General features: G+C 72.3%; 18 protein-coding genes and 1 pseudogene. 10 read left to right on the top strand and 9 right to left on the bottom strand.

Annotated features, from left to right (window positions below; translation table 11 throughout):
- Positions 1–291: 291 nt before the first annotated feature.
- The 4 genes from ACZ6SQ_RS28500 to ACZ6SQ_RS28485 all read left to right on the top strand — a co-directional run bounded on the left by ACZ6SQ_RS28500 (position 292) and on the right by ACZ6SQ_RS28485 (position 4879).
- Complete coding sequence (locus ACZ6SQ_RS28500) at positions 292–2136, top strand: sensor histidine kinase (RefSeq protein WP_469566973.1); 1845 nt, start codon at positions 292–294, stop codon at positions 2134–2136.
- Entirely contained in the window at positions 2133–2849 is a 717-nt protein-coding gene (locus ACZ6SQ_RS28495; protein WP_469566970.1) for a response regulator transcription factor, read from the top strand. The genes ACZ6SQ_RS28500 and ACZ6SQ_RS28495 overlap by 4 nt, the downstream gene beginning before the upstream one ends.
- Before the next feature lie 163 nt (positions 2850–3012).
- A complete protein-coding gene (locus ACZ6SQ_RS28490; RefSeq protein ID WP_469566967.1) occupies positions 3013–4179 on the top strand; it encodes a DUF6777 domain-containing protein in 1167 nt (388 codons plus the stop codon).
- A gap of 184 nt (positions 4180–4363) precedes the next feature.
- Positions 4364–4879 (top strand): hypothetical protein, encoded by a 516-nt coding sequence (locus tag ACZ6SQ_RS28485; RefSeq protein WP_469566965.1) that lies wholly within the window; start codon positions 4364–4366, stop codon positions 4877–4879.
- Here the strand turns inward: ACZ6SQ_RS28485 and ACZ6SQ_RS28480 are convergent.
- Positions 4858–5061 carry a hypothetical protein gene (locus ACZ6SQ_RS28480; RefSeq protein ID WP_469566964.1) on the bottom strand — a complete coding sequence of 68 codons (204 nt, stop codon included), beginning with the start codon at positions 5059–5061 and terminating at the stop codon, positions 4858–4860. The genes ACZ6SQ_RS28485 and ACZ6SQ_RS28480 overlap by 22 nt on opposite strands.
- 236 nt (positions 5062–5297) lie before the next feature.
- Positions 5298–5945 carry a maltokinase N-terminal cap-like domain-containing protein gene (locus ACZ6SQ_RS28475; RefSeq protein WP_469566962.1) on the bottom strand — a complete coding sequence of 216 codons (648 nt, stop codon included), beginning with the start codon at positions 5943–5945 and terminating at the stop codon, positions 5298–5300.
- A gap of 102 nt (positions 5946–6047) precedes the next feature.
- On the opposite strand from ACZ6SQ_RS28475, the gene ACZ6SQ_RS28470 reads away from it, so the two are divergent.
- The gene (locus tag ACZ6SQ_RS28470) at positions 6048–7532 is read left to right on the top strand and encodes a TerD family protein (protein WP_469566959.1); all 1485 of its coding nucleotides are present in this window, start codon (positions 6048–6050) and stop codon (positions 7530–7532) included.
- 131 nt (positions 7533–7663) lie between these two features.
- Here ACZ6SQ_RS28470 and ACZ6SQ_RS28465 read toward each other — a convergent pair whose 3' ends face one another.
- Genes ACZ6SQ_RS28465 through ACZ6SQ_RS28455 form a run of 3 tightly spaced genes read right to left on the bottom strand, consistent with a single transcriptional unit; the run spans position 7664 to position 9287 of the window.
- On the bottom strand, positions 7664–8494 hold the full coding sequence (locus ACZ6SQ_RS28465; RefSeq protein WP_469566957.1) for an aldo/keto reductase: 831 nt from the start codon (positions 8492–8494) through the stop codon (positions 7664–7666).
- A gap of 26 nt (positions 8495–8520) precedes the next feature.
- Entirely contained in the window at positions 8521–8868 is a 348-nt protein-coding gene (locus tag ACZ6SQ_RS28460; protein ID WP_469566955.1) for a nuclear transport factor 2 family protein, read from the bottom strand.
- Complete coding sequence (locus ACZ6SQ_RS28455; protein ID WP_469566952.1) at positions 8868–9287, bottom strand: GlcG/HbpS family heme-binding protein; 420 nt, start codon at positions 9285–9287, stop codon at positions 8868–8870. The genes ACZ6SQ_RS28460 and ACZ6SQ_RS28455 overlap by 1 nt, the downstream gene beginning before the upstream one ends.
- Positions 9288–9647: 360 nt before the next feature.
- On the opposite strand from ACZ6SQ_RS28455, the pseudogene ACZ6SQ_RS28450 reads away from it, so the two are divergent.
- From ACZ6SQ_RS28450 to ACZ6SQ_RS28435, 4 genes and pseudogenes are all read left to right on the top strand, one after another.
- Positions 9648–10958 (top strand): annotated as a pseudogene (locus tag ACZ6SQ_RS28450) (acyltransferase family protein).
- Between the two features lie 222 nt (positions 10959–11180).
- Positions 11181–12341: a MarR family transcriptional regulator gene (locus ACZ6SQ_RS28445; RefSeq protein WP_469566951.1), complete on the top strand. Its 1161-nt coding sequence runs from the start codon at positions 11181–11183 to the stop codon at positions 12339–12341.
- 4 nt (positions 12342–12345) lie between these two features.
- A complete protein-coding gene (locus ACZ6SQ_RS28440) occupies positions 12346–12732 on the top strand; it encodes a roadblock/LC7 domain-containing protein (RefSeq protein WP_469566949.1) in 387 nt (128 codons plus the stop codon).
- A gap of 3 nt (positions 12733–12735) precedes the next feature.
- Positions 12736–13164 carry a hypothetical protein gene (locus ACZ6SQ_RS28435; protein ID WP_469566947.1) on the top strand — a complete coding sequence of 143 codons (429 nt, stop codon included), beginning with the start codon at positions 12736–12738 and terminating at the stop codon, positions 13162–13164.
- Positions 13165–13332: 168 nt separating this feature from the next.
- Here the strand turns inward: ACZ6SQ_RS28435 and ACZ6SQ_RS28430 are convergent, their stop codons facing one another.
- The 4 genes from ACZ6SQ_RS28430 to ACZ6SQ_RS28415 all read right to left on the bottom strand — a co-directional run bounded on the left by ACZ6SQ_RS28430 (position 13333) and on the right by ACZ6SQ_RS28415 (position 18650).
- On the bottom strand, positions 13333–14457 hold the full coding sequence (locus ACZ6SQ_RS28430; protein WP_469566945.1) for a DUF3103 family protein: 1125 nt from the start codon (positions 14455–14457) through the stop codon (positions 13333–13335).
- Positions 14458–14812: 355 nt separating this feature from the next.
- Positions 14813–15850, bottom strand: coding sequence for an ABC transporter permease (locus tag ACZ6SQ_RS28425; RefSeq protein ID WP_469566943.1), 1038 nt, complete (start codon positions 15848–15850; stop codon positions 14813–14815).
- Positions 15847–17415, bottom strand: coding sequence for a sugar ABC transporter ATP-binding protein (locus ACZ6SQ_RS28420; RefSeq protein ID WP_469566940.1), 1569 nt, complete (start codon positions 17413–17415; stop codon positions 15847–15849). Before ACZ6SQ_RS28420 ends, ACZ6SQ_RS28425 begins: the two co-directional genes overlap by 4 nt.
- Before the next feature lie 191 nt (positions 17416–17606).
- Positions 17607–18650 carry a substrate-binding domain-containing protein gene (locus tag ACZ6SQ_RS28415; RefSeq protein ID WP_469566938.1) on the bottom strand — a complete coding sequence of 348 codons (1044 nt, stop codon included), beginning with the start codon at positions 18648–18650 and terminating at the stop codon, positions 17607–17609.
- Between the two features lie 433 nt (positions 18651–19083).
- On the opposite strand from ACZ6SQ_RS28415, the gene ACZ6SQ_RS28410 reads away from it, so the two are divergent.
- Positions 19084–20835, top strand: coding sequence for a glycoside hydrolase family 35 protein (locus ACZ6SQ_RS28410; protein WP_469566935.1), 1752 nt, complete (start codon positions 19084–19086; stop codon positions 20833–20835).
- The last annotated feature ends 5 nt before the right edge of the window (positions 20836–20840 follow it).

Below are 20840 nucleotides of genomic sequence, written 5' to 3'. Positions count from 1 at the left end.
CCCCCCCCCCCCCCCCCCCCCCCCCCCCCCCCCCCCCCCCCCCCCCCCCCCCCCCCCCCCCCCCCCCCCCCCCCCCCCCCCCCCCCCCCCGCCGCCCGACGGTCAAAGCGCTTTCCACGAAGCCGACTTGGCCAGGCTCCGGCGCAGGACGGGCCGCCCGCACCTGACTCTCGTTCATATTTCCCCACACCCCGGGACGAGACCGGCACCATCGCGTACGGTGAGTGCGCGCGGACGACCACGGAGTGATCACGGTCGTCCGTATCCGGCCGTCATGGGGGAGGGACGGTGATGTGGGCAACCGCCCGCCCGGTGTCCCGGGCCGCATCGCCCGCCCTGGTCCCGCAGGCACCGGCACACCTCGGCAGACCGAGCAGGGCGCCGGTCGACGGCTTCGCACGGCGGCGCTCGGCCGTCGTACTGGCCCTGGCCGGCGGGGCGTTCGGGGTCTTCGTGCTCGTCGTCACCGCGCCCGACCGGCACGCCGACTCGACGTCGACCCTGTTCTCCGCTGCCGTCGGCGGGCTCTGTCTGACGGCCGGGCTGCTCGCCCGGTGGCGCAGGCCCGGCAACGTGGTCGGACTGCTGATGCTGCTCGTGGGCGTCGGCTGGTTCGCGGAGGACCTCCAGATCTCCACCGACCCGCTCGTGCACACCGTGGGCCTGTTCCTGCGCTCCGCGGCCACCGGTTTCGTCGTCCCGCTGCTGCTCGTGTTCCCGTACGGCAGACTCCGCACACGGGAGGACGACGGCCCGGTAGGCGCACGGGTGGACCGGGCGCTGCTGATCGCGGGCTGTGCGACGGCCTTCGTGCTCCAGCCGGCCACCGTGCCCTTCCACGCCTCCGTCACCCGCAATCTGCTGTTGGTGCACCCCGTGTGGGAACTGCGGCAGATCACCGACGCCGTGCAACTCGCCCTCAGCGCGGCCGCGGTCGTCGTCCTCGCCCGGCGCTGGGCCGCCGCGTCCCGGCCCTACCGCCGGGAACTCGCGCCGGTCCTCGCCGTCGGCCTGGTCGGCGGCCTCGCGTCCGGGCTCGACGCGGCACTCGGCGCAGGACGCGCCTGGTCGCACACCCCGCTCATCGCGGTCGTCCATCTGGCGGTACTGCTGCTGCCGCTCGCCTTCCTGGCCGGTGTCTGGCGCGTCCGGCTCGGCAGGACCGCCGTCGCCGAACTGCTGCGCCGGCTGCCGCTGCCCTCGCACACGGCGCTGCGCGCCGCCCTCGCGCAGAGCCTGGGAGACCCCTCCGTCCGGCTGGGCCTCCCCGCACCCGACGGCGAGGGATACGCCGACGTCGACGGCGGCCCGCTGACCCCGGCACCCGGAGCCTGGACGAGCCCACTGGAACGCGACGGGCGCCGGGTCGGCGTCCTCGTCCACGACCCCGCGCTGCGCGAGGACCGTCACGTCCTGGAGGCGGTCGTCTCCGCGGCGGCCCTGGAGCTCGACAACCAGGCCCTGATCGCCGAACTGCGCCGGTCCCGCCGACGTGTCGTCGAGGCCGGTGACGAGCAACGGCAGCTGGTGGAACGCTCCCTGCACGACGGAGCGCAGCAGAGCTTCGTCAACCTGGGACTCCAACTCCACCTCGTCCGCCGGAGGTTGAGCGACCGAACGGCGTACGGCCCGGAACTCGCCGCCCTGCTCGACAAGGCCCTCGCCACCCTGGACCGCGGCCACGCCGAACTGCGCGTCGCGGCGCGTGGCATCCACCCCGCGGTGCTCGGCGAGGTGGGGCTGGCCGCGGCCCTGCGCTCGCTCGCCGCGGACCTCCCCCTGCCGGTGGACATCCGAGTGGCCGTGCCGCCCGGCATGCCGCCCGCGGTCGAACTGACCGTGTACTACGTCGTGAAGGAGGCGCTCAGCAATGTGCTCAAGCACGCCGACGCCGAGACGGTCCGCGTCGAACTCCGGCACCGTGACGGCGTCCTGAGGCTGACCGTCACCGACGACGGCGTGGGCGGCGCCGACCCGGCGGCGGGCGGCACCGGACTGCTGGGACTGCGCCACCGGGTCTCCGCCTACGACGGCGAACTGACCGTACACAGCCGCCCCGGCGAGGGCACGGAGGTCCTGGTCACGCTGCCCGTGGCCGAGGAGGCGGCCGCGAGCGAAGGGGGCGCGCCGGCATGACCGGGGAACGGATCGACTGGAAGCCCAGCAGGGCGTTGCGCATCGTGCTCGCCGACGACGACTCCGAGTATCTGGACAGCCTCGGAGCTCTCCTGGAGTACGCGGGACACAAGGTCGTCGCCCGGGCCGGCGACGCGGGCGGGCTGCTGGCCGCGGTCACCGAGCCGCTGCCCGACCTCGCCGTCATCGACATCAGGATGCCGCCCACTCACCGCCTCGAAGGCCTCCAGGCGGCCGTGGAGATCCGCCGCACCCGCCCCGGCGTGGGCATCCTGCTGCTCTCCAAACACGTCGAACTGACCCATCTGCGCCCGCTCCTCGACGCCGGACCCGGGCCCGGCTCGCCCGAAGCCGGCGGTATCGGCTACCAGTTGAAGTGGCGGGTCATCGGGCCGGACTTCGTCACCGACGTCGTGCACAGCGTCGCGGCCGGCGGGTACCGGATCGACCCGGAGATCCGGGAGGCCGTCCACAGCACTGCGCGAGGACGCGGGCCGCTCGCCGGGCTGACGGAGCAGCACCTCAACGTCCTGCATCTCATGGCGCAGGGACTGTCCAACTCGGCGATCGCCGCGAAGCTTCTGGTCAGCAAGCGGACCGTCGAGGACCACATCAGCACTATCTTCGGGCGCCTCGGACTGCCGCCGGAGGAGAGCGAGACATACGACCGCCGGGTACGGGCCGTGCTGATGTATCTGGAGGACGTGGACTGAGCCGTCCGCCCGACCCGAACCGACCGTGCCCGCACGACAGTTGCCCATCCCGCGGACCCGTGTGGGCACGGATGTGCCGTGCCCCCCGTGCTTCCACACTGGTGTGAGCGCGCTTGCCGCCCGGCGGGTGCGTCCGCGTCCGGAAGGAAGCAGAGTCACGACCATGACACGCACACGGGGGAGCGGGCGCGTGTTCGTCGCGCTCGCGGTCGCACTGGCCGTCCTCGGCCTGATGACGACGGGATGTGCCTTCGCCGCCAAGACCACCGTACGGGCCGTCGCCCGCGGTGTGCCGACGGCGTCACCGTTCTTCAAGAAGGCGCTCGGCCTCGGGGCGGACTTCGCCCTGGCCGAGGGGATCAGCCGTATCGGCGGCGAGATACAGGGCGACGAGCCCGGCCTGTACGGCGGGACCAAGGACGCCAGCCGCTGCGACAAGGCGAGGCTCTCCGACTTCCTGCTGAAGCCGGAGAACCGCCGCAAGGCCGAGGAGTGGGCCGCGGTACAGGGGCTGGGCGGTGTCGACGAGATCGCCGGCTTCGTCAGGAAGCTGACGCCCGTACTGCTGCGGGGCGACACGCTCGTCAAGAACCACGACTACAAGAAGGGGAAGGCCAAGGCGTTCTACGCGCTGCTCGAAGCGGGCATCGCCGTCCTGGTCGACGAACTGGGCCGGCCCGCCGTGCAGTGCAGCTGCGGGAACCCGCTCGCCGCGTACGACAAGGACATCGACGAGGCGAAGGTGGAGTTCGACGGCGACAACAAGCGGTGGGCGTCCTACGACGACAAGAAGATGACCAAGGTGAAGCCCGCGCCGGAGGAGAAGCCGGTGGAGGTCTACGAACTGGTCGACGTCGAGGACCCGGACGCCGGGCTGGCCCGCGAGGCCGGCTCCGACGGCACCGAGGACGAGGTCGTACCGGATCCGGATATCGACGTGCCGAGCGGTGAGCCGTCGCCCGGGGAGACCACGGAACCCGCCGTGCTCCCCGACCTCACCGGCATGCCGGCCGACGAGGCGCGCCAACTCCTGGAGGCTCAGGGCCTGGTGGTCGAGACGACCGAGGAGGTGTCCGAGGGGGCCGAGCCCGGCACGGTCGTCGGTCAGAGCCCGCAGCCCGGCGAACCGGCCCCACCGGACTCGGTGGTGACCCTCGTGGTGGCGGCCACGGACGTGCTCGTCCCGACGGACGATCCTTCCGTGATCGTCGAGCCCACCGAGGAGGCCGTCGACCCCGAGGTCCCGCCCGAGGAGACGGAGGCCGTCGGCGATCCCGGCGGCGATCCCGGCGACGACAGCGGCTTCTTCGGCGGCGGGACGGGCGGCTGACGGAACCGAGCAGGGAGCAGGCGTCCCGGCCCCGCACCGCGGTGGCCGGGACGCCCGTGTGCATCGGGAATCCGGGTTTCCGTTCTGTCCTCTGGCCAACGCGCGTAGACCCCGGCACCATCATCCTGCACCGCCTGCACAGCCGCCCTACCGGAAGCAAGGCCCACCGCAGGAAGGTCCCCACATGAAGGCCATCAAGGCCCTGAAGCTCCGCTCGGTCCTGACCGCCCTCGCCCTCGTCATCGCCCCGGGTGCCGCCGTCGTCGGCACGGCGGGCGAGGCCTTCGCCGTCACCAAGATCTCGCACGCCACCGCGACCTCGATGTTCAGCCAGGTCGGCATCACCTGGTCGTCGTCGGGCAACTGCTCCAACCGCAACATCGCCACCTGTACGTCCTTCGACCAGCTCAACCTGGCCACCGCCCAGGGCGCGCAGACCCTCAAGCGCGCCAGCGGCTGTGCCCTGAACATCACCGGCGGCACCGAGACCGGCCACGCCTCCGGGACGTACTCGCACTGGAACGGCTACAAGCTCGACTACGCCAAGTACACCTGCGTCGGCAACTACATCAAGAACACGTTCACCTACATCGGCGTGCGCGGCGACGGTGCCCCGCAATGGCGCTCCGGCTCCGGCAACATCTACGCCGACGAAGGCAACCACTGGGACGTCACCTACTACAACTGCGGCGGCTGCTGAGCCCAGCCGGACCGGGGGAGCACGAGGGCGGCCCGACCGGGACCGCCCTCGACCCCGGCCTGGCCGCCGTGCCTGACGTAGGTCACGGCGCCGATACCGGCACCGAAACTCAGCACGAGGGCAGAAGCGCCGGCGCCCGCTGCCGAGAGCAGCGGCATGCCGCCGACGACGGACGTCGACATGACAGGAACCTCCGTTGAACGACCACTTGCCGGAAAGAGGGCACACCTGAGCGAGGGTTCGGCTCGGTGAGAGAGTTCCGGCAATGGGGGGAGCCACTACGCCCGCAGGCGCCGCACGCGGCTCCTCCACCAAGAGATGTGGTTGTTCAACGATTCCTCCAGAAAACAGAGTTGAGCGTCGTCCACGCTGCGCGACCCTGAATTCGTGTGCAACGAGTGAGCCTGGCGCCGTGCGTTCAGGCTGAGTGCAGCACGGCGAACAAGCCTCGGACCCGGGTGCCGTCCGGGGTCTGCCAGAGGCCGTCGATGTGTCCGATCGCGCCCAGGGATGCGAGATCGGGGCCGTCCCCGACGGGCCGCAGAACCCGGTGGAGACGTAGGGACGTGCCGTCCGGAGCGACCAGGCGGGTGCCTTCCTCGTCGTCCAGCGCGGTGAACTCCGCGGGGAGGTGCCGCTCGCCCGTGTAGGAGACGGTGACCTCTCGGTCGGGGGCGTCGGTGACGTTCTGGTCCTGGGCCTGTGCGCGTCCCTCGATCAGCGCCGTCAACTGGGCGACCGCCACGGGGTCCTGACAGGCGTCGTAGGCCCATCGCCGCCCCAGTACGCCGTGCTCCATGGTGCCGACCAAGGCCTGCTCGGCCCCCTCCAGCGGTGCGCCGCGATAGGTGAGCGGCACCAGCAGGGCGGCCGGCTCCGGTCCCGACACGTCGGTGACCACCATGAACTCGATCCCCACCTCGCCCTCGGGATCGTCCAGCCGAAAGCCCCCGGCCTTCGCCAACTGCGGCCGCGCACCGCCTCGATACCAGGAACGGGTCGGCAGCCAGGTCTCGAGCAGCTCCAGCTTCGACGGCTTCAGAACGGTGTGGTGGATGACGGCCATGCGCGGACTCCCTCGCCGGGCGGACACGGACGACGATCATCTCAGGCGTCATCCTCGCGAACGCCCCTGTCGATCACCGGACACGGATGTCAGGATGCCTCCATGCAGATCATCAAAGGGGGGAACCTTCCACTCAGCGGCGAGCCGATGCGCGTCGCCGTCGTCCGACGCTCCGGGGGGCCGGGGCAGTTGGAGGTCGACGCGGCCGCGCTGCTGGTCGACACGAGTGGCAGAGTTCGGGGACAGCACGACCTGGTGTTCTACAACCAGCCCGTGCACCAGGGGAGCGGCGTGAAGCTGCTGGGCAACGCACAGGGCGAGGGCGGTGTCGTCGCCGACTGGCTGGAGATCGATCCCGGCAGCGTCGAGGCGTCCGTGGAGCGGATCGTGGTGGCGGCGTCGTGCGAGGGCGGGACCTTCGCGGACGTCTCGGACCTGTACATGCAGGCCGTGAGCGCCACCACCGGCGCCCAACTGGCGCTGTACGAGGTCGAGGACGCGACGACCGAGACGGCGATCCTGCTGGGCGAGTTCTACCGGCGCAACGGAGGCTGGAAGTTCCGCGCGGTCGGACAGGGCTACGCGTCCGGACTGCCCGGACTGGCGGGGGACTTCGGCTTCACCGTGGCGGAGGAACCTGCGGCGGCGCCGGGCACCGCGCCCACGGTGCCCGGCCATCTGCCTCCGGCGCCACCGCTGCCGGACACGGTGACACCGCCCGTACCCGTTCCCGACGCGGCCGTGCAGCCGCCGTATCCGGCACCGCAGCCACCCGCGTTCGCCGCTCCGCAGGCCGCGCCGGTCCCGGCTCCGCTCCCGGAGCCGGTGCTCGCGCCACTGCCCGACGCGGCAGCGGGAACGCCGTACCCGGCCGCGCAGCCCGCCCCGGCGCTCGCGCCGCTGCCCGACGCGGCCGCGCAGTCGCCGTTTGCCGCTCCGGTCCCGCCCGCCGCGGCCGCCGGTGCCGCAGCCCCGCGCAACGGACTCCCCGCCGAATTCGGGCCCGACTTCCCGCACTTCGAGCAGAGCGGCAGCGGCGACGAGGTCGTCCGGGTCGACGTGCCGATCACGGCCGGGTACGTGGTGGTCGAGCTGGTGAAGGAGGGAGACAGCGCCACGGAGATCGTCACGCTGGACCACCGCAACCAGAAGGACAAGGAAGTCCTCTTCAGCTGGATCGAGAATCTCCGCGCCCGCGCGCTGGTGGACCACGACGGCCACGGCCCGCTGCGTCTCCACGTCCTCACCCAGGACGACTGGACCCTCTCCGTGCGCCCCGTCTCCACGCTCCGCACGCTGAGCGAGGGCCGGATCGAGGGCCACGGCCCCGACGTCGTCGCGCACACGGGAGACGCGGTCGATCTGGCGATCCGGACCCGGGGCGACGAGGACGGCGACGGCTTCTTCGAGATCGAGGCCGTACGGCCCAACGGCAAGCGCGACGACGTCTTCAGCCGGTGGGACAAGGGCCGCGGCTCGGCTCCGCTGACCGCGGGCCCTCGCCTGCTGGTCGTCACCGCGCCCGGCGCCTGGTCGATCGAACCCCGCGAGATCGGCAACGGCTCGTTCTGGCGGCGCCGCCGCTGACCTCTCCGGCCCCGGGGTGACCGGCCGGGCGGCGTACACCGGAGGTGACCGGTCGTACGGTCCGTCCGACCGCCGGTCACCCCGCACGGCCGGGGCGGGCCCCCGGGGAGTGACGGGGCGGGCGGTGCCCGTCAGTTGAGCTCGTCGGGGTGCGGGCCCGTGCGCCGGCCTCCGTCGAGACCCGCGAGCGCCCGCATCTCCTCGTCGGTGAGCTCGAAGCCGAAGACGTCGAAGTTCTCACGGATGCGGGCCGGGGTGACCGACTTGGGGATGACCACGTTGCCCAGCTGGAGGTGCCAGCGCAGGACGATCTGGGCCGGTGACCTGCCGTACCGGGCGGCGAGGCCGTCGACCACGGGGTGGTCCAGGACCGCGCCCTGCGCGAGCGGGCTCCACGCCTCCGTGGCGATCTCGCGCTCGGCGTGGAACGCGCGCAGTTCGGCCTGCTGGAGCCCCGGGTGCAGTTCGACCTGGTTGACGGCCGGGGTCAGCTCGGCGTCCTTCAGCAGCCGCTCCAGATGGGCGGGCTGGAAGTTGGAGACACCGGCCGCGCGGATCCGGCCCTCCCGGGCGAGGCGCTCCAGGGCCCGCCAGGACTCGCGGTAGAGGTCACGGGCCGGGGCAGGCCAGTGGATCAGGTAGAGGTCGACGTAGTCCAGGCCCAGCTTGGCGAGGCTCGTGTCGAAGGCCCGGAGAGCGGCGTCGTAGCCCTGGTCGGAGTTCCACAGCTTGGTGGTGACGAACAGGTCCTCGCGGGGGAGCCCGGACTCGGCGAGGGCACGGCCGACCCCGGCCTCGTTGCCGTAGATCGCGGCGGTGTCGATGCTGCGGTAGCCGGTCTCCAGCGCGGTGGAGACCGCGGCGGCGGTCCGGGGGTCGGGGACCTGGAAGACGCCGAAGCCGAGTTGGGGGATCTCGACGCCGTTGTTCAGGGTGACGGTGGGGACGGTGGCGGGGGCCATGGTGTGCGGGTGCTCCTTCTCGTGGATCACTTGGTGCGCGGGGTGAGGGTGTAGCGGACGGTCTGGGCGCCGATCAGGCCGTCCCGGAAGACGAAGGTGTCGACTCCGTCGGTGACCTCGTGCGTCGCGGTCCTGGCGGACCACCGGAGGAACAGCACGTCACCGGCGAACTGCCGCGTCAGCCGCCACTCGGCGCCGGGCAGGTCGGTCAGCAGGCGGCCGATGCCCTCCCGTACGCCCCGGCGTCCGGTGAGAACGCCCTCGGGGGTGACGAACACGGCGTCCTCGGTGTAGTTCTGGCTGATCAGGTCGAGGTCTCCGGTGCCGTGCAGCGCGCCGTGTTCGGTGAAGACCTGTTGCGGTGAGCGGGGCATCAGGCGAGTTCCTTGAGCGCGGTGGTGGCGAAGACGTGGTCCTGCTCGGGGGCCCCGCCGCCCACGCCGATCGCGCCGACGAGGCGGCCCTCGCGGTGGACGGGGACGCCGCCGGCGATGAACAGCAGGGGCCGGTCGAGCGCGGTGGGCAGGGTATGGAACGGGGCGCCGGGCTGGACGGCGTCGACGAGGTCGGCGGTCGCGGCGTCGAGCTGGAGGGCGGTGTAGGCCTTGCGGGTGCTGGTCTCGCCGGAGATCAGGACGGCCCGGTCGTCGCGGCGGAAGGCGAGCAGGTGTCCCCCGGCGTCGAGGACGGTGATGCTGACCGGCACTCCGGCGACCTCGGCGGCGCGGCGGGCGGCGGCGACCAGGATCTCGGCGTCCGTGGTGGTCAGCGGGGCGACAGCGGTGGTGCTCATGGCGCCTTTCCTAGAGGTGATTGGCATGGGCTCGGTTCGTCCGGTGTTGGTTGAGTGAGCCCGTAGTGTGCTTAAACAATAATTGCAGACGCGCGATATGCGCAAGCGCGGATTGCGGGCGGGGCGTCGGTCGCGGGCGCTCGTTCGGACGGAAGTGCGGCCGGGCGGCGCTCGGCCGACTGCGCGGGCGGTCGGGCGGCTCGGGGGCACCGGCGCGGGGGCGGCGCGTCCACCGCTTGCACCGCCGTGAGGCCCGCCAGGCGCCCGAGCCGTCGCTCCGAGGCCGACCGCACGTACTCATACGCGAGTTGAGTACGTGCGCGCTGACGCCGGACGCCCGCTCCACGGCACCGTGCCGGTATGCACACCATCGGAAGCCGCGCGAGCGGCCGCCCCAGCGCCGCGGAGCTCGCGGCCGCCACCCCCGCGTCCCGGGACCGTTACGTCGACCTGCTGCGGGTCGCCTCGCTCGCGGTCGTCGTCCTGGGGCACTGGCTGATGGCCGCCGTCACCGACGACGGGAAGGTCGGCAACCTCCTCGCCGTCGTGCCCGGCCTCCAGATCCTCACCTGGGCCCTCCAGGTCATGCCGGTCTTCTTCTTCGTCGGCGGCTTCTCGCACGCCCTCGCCCACCGGTCGCGCCCGCAGTACGCGGCCTTCCTGCGGGCCCGGCTCCAGCGGCTGCTGCGCCCCACGGCGGTCTTCATCGGCGTATGGGGCCTTCTCGCGCTGCTTCTCCAACTGCTCGGCGCCGACGGCGGATTGACGGGCACGGCGCTGCGCCTGGTCACCCAGCCGCTGTGGTTCATAGGCATCTACCTGGCGATGGTCGCCTTCACCCCGCCGCTGCTGCGTCTGCACGGCCGATGGGGCTGGGGCGCCTTCGCCGCGCTGTTCGCCGGCGCCGCACTGGTGGACGTCCTGCGGTTCGCGGCGGGAGTGCCGTACGTCGAGTTCCTCAACTTCGCCCTCGTCTGGCTCGCCGTCCATCAGCTCGGCTTCCTGCGCGCCGACGGCCGCATACGCCGCCCCCTCGCCCTCGCCGTGACCGGCCTCGCGGGCGCCGCCCTGCTCGTCGCCCTCGGCCCGTATCCCCTCTCCATGGTCGGCATGCCCGGCGAGAAGGTCTCCAACATGGCCCCGCCCACGCTCGCCCTGCTCTGCCACGGCCTGTGGCTGGTGGGCGCGGTCGAGCTGCTGAAGGGGCCGGGCGCCAGGTTCACCGCGCGGGCCCGGGTCTGGCGCGCGGTGGTCGCCGCGAACGGGGTCGCGATGACCGCGTTCCTGTGGCATCTCACGGCGATGCTGGGCGTGTACGGGGCCCTCCTCGCGCTCGGCGTACGGCTGCCCGAGCCCGCCGGCCTCGCCTGGTGGGCGCAGACCCCGGTGCGGCTGGCCGCCGCGGCCGCCCTCACCGCGCTGCTGGTGTCGGTCTTCCGCCGCTTCGAGCGGCCCGCGCCCCTCGGACCGACCGCCGACACCGGCGGTCCCCTGGCCGCACTGGGCATCACCCTCGCGCTCCTCGGCGTCCTCGGCCTGTCGATGACCGGCTTCGGCGGTCTCCTGGAAGGCCACACGGCCACCCTCGTCGCGGTCTAGGTCACCGCACCGGCGGCCGTGGCGATGGTCCTGGCGGGCTGGGTCCTGGTGGAACGCGCGGGCCGCGCATAGCCGTTGCCCCGCCCGGTCACGACCGGCCCGGCCGACGCTCCCGTCCCGACATCGTTCGTTCAAATGGCCGTCGAACAAATGAAGTTGACCGACGCGACATGGCAACTTCCGCCAGGAACAGGCAGCTAGGGACAGAACGCTCCGGAATATGCCGAAGCGCTGATACACCTACCCCCCTGAGTGCGACGCATCAGGCGTTTGTGCGACATGCCAAGGGGAGCGATGGCGGGCGTTCGGGATTCCCTCGGCAGGGTCGGCCACGACCTGCTCACGCAGGCACTCGGCTCCTGCGGGACCGAGGGCTTCACCGGGGAGCTGCGGGTCGCCGGAACGCCCGGCGGCACCTTCCATCTGCGCGACGGGCTCGTCGTCGCGGCGGAGAGCCCCGGGGCACCCGGCCCCGAGGCCCTGCTGCTGCGCACCGGACGGGTCGACGGCGAACAGTGGGCCGAACTGGTCCGCGAGGCGGGCGGCTCCCGCTGGCCGGCCGCCGGGCTGGTCGCCCGGGGCTGCGCCGGAGCCGCCGAACTGCGCGTGCTGTGCGTGATGGCCTTGCAGGACGCCGCGTTCGCGATCAGCGCCGGCTGGGTCGACGGCTGCGAACGCGCCCCGGCCGCCGGTCCGCCGCCCGCCGCGGTCGCCGGGGGCGAGCCTCCCGCCCGGCTGCTCCAGGAGGCCGCCCGCAAGGTCACCGCCCTCGACGCCCTGCCGTGCCCCGTACGCCCCGACCGCGAACGCCCCCTCCCCGGAGCCGTCCCGCCGGGCCGCCGCCTCAGCTCCCTCCAGCAGGAGCTGCTGCTGCACGCCGACGGCCGTCGGACCACCCGTGACCTCGCCTTCCGTACCGGCCGTGGGGTCTACACCGTCACCGTCGAGACGGCCCGCATGCTCGGCGAGGGCTTTCTGGAGTGCGCCGACGGGGACTCCCCGGTCCCGCTCCGGCTGCCGGCCGCCGACCGGCCCGTACACCACCTGCGCCCACGGACGGCACCCCTCCCGGACCGTGACCGGGACCTGAACACGGCAACGTTCCCGGACGTGAACACGACCCGGGCCCCCCTCCTGAACACGGCCCCGACGCCGCTCCCGGGCCTCACCCCGCTCCCGCTCGCGATCCCGCTCCAGGCCCCGCCTCCGCCCGCCGCCGAGGACACCGCCGTACGGCACCCCCCGCCAACCCCGCCACCCCCGCCACGCCCGTCGGCCCCGCCCGAGCCCGCAGCCGTCAGCCTGCCCCGCCGCACCCCCGGCGCGAGCGGCATCACCGAAGCTCTCACCCCGCAGCAGAACGGGGCGAGTTGGAAAGGGTTCCTCCGCCTGTGGACCGCGGATCGCCGCGTGCCGAAACAGCCGGAGCACCGCGATCAGCAAATGGAGAGTTGAGTACATGAACCACGAAGCACTCGCGCTGGAGATGCGCGGGCTGCGCGAACGGGTGACCGGCATCACCGACACCGCCGTCGCCGCCGCCGACGGGCTGTTGATCGCGGCCGACACCGCCGACGCCATCGACCCGGAGGGCCTCGCCGCCCTCGCCGCGGCCGGGCTCGGACTCGCGCGCCGCACCACACAGGCGAGCGCCCGCGGCACTCTGCGCCAGACGGTGACCTACGGCAGCCACGGCTGCGCCGCGGTGTACGCGGTCGGCGACACCGCACTGATGATCGTCCTCGGTGACGAGGGCATGGACGTGGACCGGTTGCACCGGGCCTCGCAGCCGACCCTCGACCGGATCGACGACATTCTCACCGCCAAAGCCCCCGAGGGAGTGTGACCGATGGCCACCAAGCGTATGGGCGCCGGATTCTCGGACCAGATCCTGGGTCTGGTCAAGTCACTGCGCGCGGACGCGCCCGACTGCGTCGCGTCCGGTGTCGTCGACATGTCGACCGGCATGCTGCTGTCCTACGAGACCGTCGACAACCACCCGCCCGAGGTGCTCGACCTGCTCGCCGGCGCGACCCTCGACCTCTTCCAGGGCCGCACGGTCGTGATGATCGAGGACGTCTTCAAGGAGCGCCGCGGGATCAGCAGCGACAACCACTTCTTCCAGGAGATCCTGGTCAACAGTGAGAACCTCACGCACCTGTTCGTGCGGATGACCGATCAGCAGGACGTGGTCGCGGTGGTGGTGTGCCGCAAGACGGTGAACGTGGGCATGCTGTTCGCGCAGGTCAGGCGGGTCGTCCGGGAGTACGGCCTGTGAACCGCGCCCGCTCCTGAGACCGGTACGCAACCGGTACTTCCGACCCGCACGATCCGGCGGCGGGCCCACCCCCTCGGGCCCGCCCCATGCCGTGCGGAGCGGAGACCCGAGAGGGCCGGCGGACCCGGGAACCCGCCGGCCGTCATGACGCGCGCGCTTACGGCGGTGTCAGAACGCCTGCACGAAGTACGGTTCCACGGTCATCCAGCCGTTGCCCCGGGCGCCGTTGCGGGTGCCGTTGTCGGCCCGGGCCAGGGTGTACCAGGAGTCGACGTAGTCGGGGTCGTCCGTCCACCAGTCGTCGGGGATGGCGTCCAGGACGGCGTTGACGAGCGGGACGTAGGCGCCCTGGTCGGCGATGGTGAGCAGGACGGTGGCTATGGCCTTGGCGAGGTCACGGTAGTTGGTGCTGCCGTCCTCCTCCATCATCACGGCGTCGGCGAGGTTGTACTTGTAGTTCGACCAGTTGACGAGGATCTGGTTCGGCCGGTAGACGGTCCCGTCGTTGTCGAGGTACGGCATGTCGACCGGGTCGACGCGGACCTTGCCGTCCAGGCCGAAGCCGGTGACGAGGGTGTAGATCTCGGCGTCGCCCTTGATCCAGGGCTCCTCGTCGTTCGACAGCCTGACCGAAGTGATGCGGGTGGTCCAGAAGCCGGCGGCCGCGGCCGCGCCCAGGGTCCGCCGGGAAGTCTGTGCGGTGGACGCGACGCCGTGGCGGCCGAGTTCCTCGTTCAGTACGTCGAGTCCGGCGGCCAGGGCCTTGGAGGCGTCGATGTCCACGACGTACACCGGGTGGGAGGGCGGCCTGCGCGCGTCGATCGCGTGGGCCCGGCCGCGGCTGTCGTAGGCGGTGACGGTGGGGTCGTCGTCGGTGGTCGCCGCGGCCACCCACGGGACGGTCCCGGAGGCCAGGGCCGCGCGCATCGAGTCGTCCCCGAGGCGCAGCCGCAGCAGCGAACCGGCCTTGGAGTCGAGGCCCTTGGCGGCGGCGATCCGCCGGTCGGCGTCGGCCAGCGTCGACCGCAGCGTGCCGCGCGCCTGTCCGGCGAGCGAAGTGATGGCTATCTCGGGCGAGTTGAGCGCCGCCGTACGTACACGGGCGCGCCACGCGGTGTCCGTGAGCGAGCCGGCGACGGCCCGGGCGGCACGGTCCTGAGCCGCGTCGACGGCGGAGACGGGCGTGGGGGCGGCCGTGGCCGGCAGCGCGGTGAGGGTCTGGCCGACGCTCAGCGCGACGACACAGGCCGCGACGGCGCCGAGCCCGCGACGGCGGGGGAAACGAGGTCTCACGGGGATCGGTCCTCCTGGGGGAGAGTGGTCGGTGTCGCCCTGTCAGATGGAGCCGGGGAGTGGGTCTATGCGGGTAGATTCCTCCGCAGGAAAAGCATGACGATGCCATGACAATCAGGCAAGGGGGCGTCGGGTCGTGGGAGCGTGAACATCCCGCGACGGGGGAGTGCGCCCACCGCAGGGCCGACCTTCCACGGCTCCCCGCGCCGGGACGGGCCGCGGGCCGTGGACCGCCGGCCCTGCCGGGACGCCGGGGGGGCCGGGAGGGCCGGTCACGCCGGGTGGCGCGCAACCGGACCTCCCGGCCCTTCGGGGCGGATGTCGGCGGATGTCGCGGGCGCCTCGCAGGCCCGGGTCAGTCCGGCAACCCCACCGCCCGTTCGCCGCTGCGGCGTTGCTGGATGACGACAGCCACCACGAGCAGCGCGCCCTGGGCGACGTTCTGCCAGAAGGAGTTGATGCCCTGGACGGTGAGGCCGTTCTCCAGGCAGCCGAGGAGGGCGACGGCGAGCAGGGTGCCGCCGATGCCGCCCCGGCCGCCCTTCAGCGCACAGCCGCCGAGGGCCGCCGCGGTGATGGCCTTCAGTTCCAGGCCCTCGCTGCCCGAGGTGGGCTGGCCCGAGCCGGTGCGGGCGGTCAGCAGGATGCCGGCGACGGCCGCGACGACCCCGATCAGGGCGTACACGAACACCAGGTACTTGTTGATCCGGATGCCGGCGAGCCGGGCTGCGGTGTCGTTGCCGCCGAGGGCGTAGAGGTTGCGGCCGATGTCGGTGTAGGTGAGCAGGACGTGCACCGCCACCGCGACGAGCACCAGGATCCACACCATCGCCGGCACCCCGGCGATCTTGCCCCGGCCGAGGAACACGAAGAAGTCGTCGTTGAGGACGTACCCCTGCGCGCGGCCGTCGGAGAGCAGCTGGGCGAGGCCCTTGTAGGCGGCGAGTCCGGCCAGCGTGGCGATGGTGGGGTTGACCCGGCCGTAGACGATGACCAGGCCGTTGAGCACGCCGACGAGGACGCCGACGCCGATCGCGGCGATCATGCCGATGAGGGCGTCGGAGCCGGTACTGGTGAACACCATGGCGCTGACCACGGAGGCCACACCGACCTGGGAGCCGACCGAGATGTCCAGGCCGCCCGCGATGATCACCACCGTCTGGACGACGGCGAGCAGGCCGGTGATGGTCGCAGCCTCGGCGATGACCTGGAGGTTGGTCAGGCTCAGGTAGTTGTCGTCGAGGAGGCCGAACAGGGCGAGGACGGCGATCAGGGCGCCGATCAGGCTGAGGTTCTGACCGCCGACCCTGGCGAGAAGCCCGGAGCGGCGCGGCGGGCGCTCCCCGTCGGGTGTGCCCTCGAGGGCCGGGTCGGAGGTGGCGGTGACGGTCATGAGGTGGCTCCGGATGCGGTGTCGGCCAGGTCGTCCGCCATGGCCAGGGAGAGGACGGCTTCTTCGGTGGCCGCGGAACGGTCGAGCTCGCCGGTGACGCGGCCGCCCTGCATGACGATCACCCGGTCGGACAGGCCGAGGAGTTCGGGCAGCTCGGAGGAGATCACGAGGACGGCGACCCCGTCGGCGGCCAGGTCGGCGACGATCTGGTAGATCTCCGCCTTGGCACCGATGTCGATGCCGCGGGTCGGCTCGTCGAGGATCAGCACCTTCGGCCTGCGGGCCAGCCAGCGGGCCAGGACGACCTTCTGCTGGTTCCCGCCCGACAGGGTGCGCGCCTCGGACTCGACCGAAGGGGCGCGGACCCTGAGCCGGCGCGCGTACTCCTCGGCCAGCGACCGTTCGGCCCGGCGCCGTACGAACCGGAAGCGGCGCAGCCGGTCGAGGACGACGACGGAGGTGTTGTCGCGGATGGACCGCTGCAGGAACAGCGCCTGTGCCTTGCGTTCCTCGGGCGCGAGGCCGAGTCCGGCCCGGATCGCCTCGCGGGGGCGGCCGCCGTGCAGCCGGCTGCCGTCGACGGTGACCGTGCCGGCGTGTACGGGACGGTCACCGGCGAGGGCGAGGGCCAGTTCGGAACGCCCCGCGCCGACCAGTCCGGCCAGGCCCACGACCTCACCGGCCCGCACCTGGAAGGTGATCCCGGTGACGTCGTCGGTGGTCACGTCCGCCACGTCCAGCACGACCTGACCCGGCGTGTGGTGCTCGCGGACGAACATGGCCGACAGATCGCGGCCGACCATCATGCGGACGAGTCCGCGCTCGTCGATGTCACCGGCGTCCACGACCCCGACGGAGGTGCCGTCGCGCAGTACGGCGACGCGGTCGGCCAGCCGGAAGATCTCCTGCATACGGTGGGAGACGTAGACGACGGCGATGCCCTGGTCCCGCAGCCGCTGGATCAGCGCGAACAACGACTCGACCTCGTGGTCGGACAGGGAGGAGGTCGGCTCGTCGAAGGCGATCAGCCGCGGCGGGGTGTCACCGGTCAGAGCACGCAGGATCTCCACCAACTGGCGCTGTGCGGGCGTCAGTTCGGAACCGAGCAGCCGGGGGTCGAGGACGTCGGCGAAGCCCAGCCGGCGCAGGTCCTCGGCCGTCCGCCGGTGCAGTGCGGCCCGGTCGAGGAACCGGCCGGCCCGTCGGGGCAGTGCCCCGACGAAGACGTTCTCGGCGACGCTGACGTGCGGGACGATCTCCGGTTCCTGCGGGATGATCCGGATGCCCGCCGCCCGGGCCTCGGCGGGGGAGCCGAAGGTCACGGGCCGCCCGTCGAGCAGCAACTCGCCCTCGGTGGGCGGATGGTCACCGGTGAGGATGCGCAGCAGGGTGGACTTGCCGGCCCCGTTCTCACCCATCAGGGCGGTGACCTGACCTGCGGGGAAGCCGAGCGTCACATCGGCGAGTGCCTGGACGGCGCCGAAGCGCTTGCCGACACCGCGTACGCCGACGACGGGCCGGACGGGGTCCGCGGCGGGCGGGCCGGGGCTGTGGGGGAGAGTCATGGATCACCTCGGTCGAGATGTGCTGGGGAGGTGCGCCCCGGCCGGCGGAGGGGGCAACAGGGGGCGGCCGGGGCGCGGTTCAGGTGCGGGCGGTGTTCAGGGGGCGTGGCGGCCGGACCACGTCGACGGCGAAGGACGCTGTGACGTCCGCGGTCGGCCCGACCCGGACGACGGCCCCCGGCCGCCCGCCGTCACCCGCAGGTCAGCCCGCTGGACTTCCACGTCCCGGCGTCGACCATGGTCGTCGGGGCGAAGCCCTCGGCCGGGAACTCCTTGCCGTTCCTCAGCCGGTCGTACATGGTCTGCACGGCCAGCGCGCCCACGTCCTTGCCGTTGATGAACAGGGCGGCCTTCATGCCACTGGGCTTGCCGGACTGCCACTCCTTGCACGCCAGATAGGCGCCGAGACCTACACCGATGATGCGGTCGGGCGCGATGCCGGCGTTCTGGAGCGCGGTGACGCCGCCGCTGACGTTCTCGTCGTTGCAGCCCCAGATCACCCAGTTCTTCACGGACGGGTTGGCGGTGATCGTGGCGGCCACCTTGTCCTGGGCGCCGGTCGGGGTGTTGTCGGTGGCCACGTCGATGGTCCTGACCCCGGGCACCGCGGAGTCGAACGCCGCCCCGGCCGCCTTCACCCGGTCGCCGCACACCGTGACGTCCTGCTTCCACGCCGAGAGCACCCGGGTCTCGGAGGCCTTCCAGCCGGCCTTCTCGAACTCCTCGGCGGCCCGCTTGCCGACCTCGCCGCCCATCTGCCGGCCGCTGAACCCGATCCGGGGGACCAGGTCGCCCTTGCCGCAGACGGACGGGTCGGGACCCGTGCTGCAGATCTGGTCGTCGGAGGTCAGCAGGGCGACACCGGCGTCACGGGCGGTCTGGACGACCTGCGGACCCACGGCCGGGTCCGGCACGACGACGATCAGGCCGTCGGACTTCTGCGCGATGGCGGCCTGCACCTCGCTGATGGTCTTGTTGGCGTCGTTGCCGAGGTTGACGACCTTCAGGTCGATGCCCAGCTCCTCGGCCTTGGCCTTGGCCCCGGCCGCCTCACCGACGAAGTACTCCTGGTCGCCCTGCTTCTGAAGGTACGTCAGGGAGATCTCTCCGTCGGCGCGCACGGGGGCGGCGGCGTCGGTGGTGGTCTCCTTGCCGGAGGAGCACGCGGTGGTGAGGCCGAGCGTGAGGAGCAGGCCGGCGGCCGCGGCGGCGCGGGCGCGGTGGGATCGGTTCATGTGCGGGTTCTCCTTGGAAGCCGGCGCGCTCGGGCGCCGCCGGGACGCCTGGCCGTGGGCCTGTACGGGGACGGGCGTGGTGCGGGGACGGGCGTGGTGCGGGGACGGGCGCTGTGCTGGGACGGGCGCTGTTCGAAAAGGTTCGGTGTGAGTGAACCAACAGTGCATTTGGCGCGAAACTGCACCCTTCTGAAGGGTGCGTGTCTCAAAACTCAACATGTTCGAACGCGACGCGACACATCACACAGGCAGTGCGGGGCTCCGTCAAGGGGTTTGACGTGGGTGAATGAGGCAAGTGCGGAGGAATGCGCTTTCTCCGTCCTTGCGCGGGGTGCGGGGCGACGGGGCTTGTCATGCGTAGATGTTTACGTAAACATACTGGTGAGCGGTGATACCGCACGCACTCCCTTGACGCTTCAGGAGCACGCAGTCCATGGCCGAACTTGAGATAGACCGCACCGGTTTCCTGCTCGACGGAAAGCCGTTCCGTCTGCTGTCCGGCGGGCTGCACTACTTCCGTGTCCATCCCGGCCAGTGGGCCGACCGGCTGCGCAAGGCACGCCTGATGGGCCTGAACACCGTGGAGACGTACGTCCCCTGGAACCTGCACCAGCCGCGCCCGGACCGCTTCGAGCTCACCGGCCCGCTCGACCTGCCGCACTTCCTGGACCTGGCCGCCGCCGAGGGCCTGCACGTGCTGCTGCGGCCCGGCCCGTACATCTGCGCCGAGTGGGAGGGCGGCGGACTGCCCTCCTGGCTCCTCGCCGAGCCCGACATCCGGCTGCGCTCACGCGACCCGCGGTTCCTCGCCGCCGTCGACGACTACCTCACCCGCCTGCTCACCCCGCTGCACGGCCGTCTCGCCACCCGGGGCGGCCCCGTGCTCGCCGTGCAGGTGGAGAACGAGTACGGCGCCTACGGCGACGACACCGCCTATCTGGAACACCTCGCCGCCACCCTCCGGCGCACCGGCGTCGACGTCCCGCTGTTCACCTGCGACCAGCCCGCCGACCTCGAACGCGGTGCCCTGCCCGGAGTCCTCGCCACCGCCAACTTCGGCAGCCGCTCGGCCCACCACCTCGCCGGACTTCGCGCCGGGCGGCCCGAATCGCCCCTGCTCACGACGGAGTTCTGGATCGGCTGGTTCGACCGCTGGGGCGGCCACCACGTGGTCCGCGACCCCGACCAGGCGGCCCGCGAACTCGACGAGCTCCTCGCCACCGGCGCCTCGGTGAACTTCTACATGTTCCACGGCGGCACCAACTTCGGCTTCACCAACGGAGCCAACGACAAGGGCACCTACCGGCCCACCGTCACCTCCTACGACTACGACGCCCCGCTCGACGAGGCCGGCGACCCCACCGACAAGTACACCGCGTTCCGCGAGATCATCGCCAAGTACGCGCCCGTGCCCGCCGAACCCGTTCCGGCACCCGGCCCCAAACTCGCCCTCGGCTCCGTCCGCCTCACCGACAGCGCCGAACTGCTGGGATGCGCCGAGGTGTTCGGCGACGCCGTCGAGTCGGAGCGGCCGCTGACGATGGAACAGCTCGGCCAGGACTTCGGGTTCGTCCTCTACGAGACGCGACTGGAGCGCGCCGGAGCGGCCCTGCTGGAGGTCGAGCACGTCCGCGACCGCGCCCAGGTCTTCCTGGACGGGCAGCCGGTGGGCGTGCTGGAACGCGAGAGCCATGAGCACGCCCTCGCCTTCACCGTGCCGCCGGGCGGCGCACGGCTGACCCTGCTGGTGGAGAACCAGGGCCGGGTGAACTACGGCCAGGGCATCCACGACCGCAAGGGCCTGCCCGGACAGGTGCTCCTGGACGGCACCGGACTCACCGGCTGGACCTGCCGTCCGCTGCCCCTCGCCTCCCTGGCCGAGGTGCCCTTCGCACCGACCACCGTCACCCCGACCGGGCCGGTCCTGCACCGCGGCACCTTCGACCTCGCCGAAGCGGCCGACACCTTCCTCCACCTCGACGGCTGGACCAAGGGCAACGCCTGGATCAACGGCTTCCCCCTGGGCCGCTACTGGTCACGCGGCCCGCAGCGGTCCCTCTACGTCCCCGCGCCCGTCCTGCGCGCCGGCACCAACGAGATCGTGGTGCTGGAGCTGCACGCCGCCCCCCGCGCACGCACCGTCTCCCTCCGGGAGACCGCGGACCTCGGCCCCACGGAGGAGTGACCCCG

This window comes from Streptomyces sp. NPDC048600, from assembly GCF_055587025.1.
The sequence above is the reverse complement of the archived record's forward strand: the minus strand, read 5'-3'. Positions and strand labels throughout refer to the sequence as shown.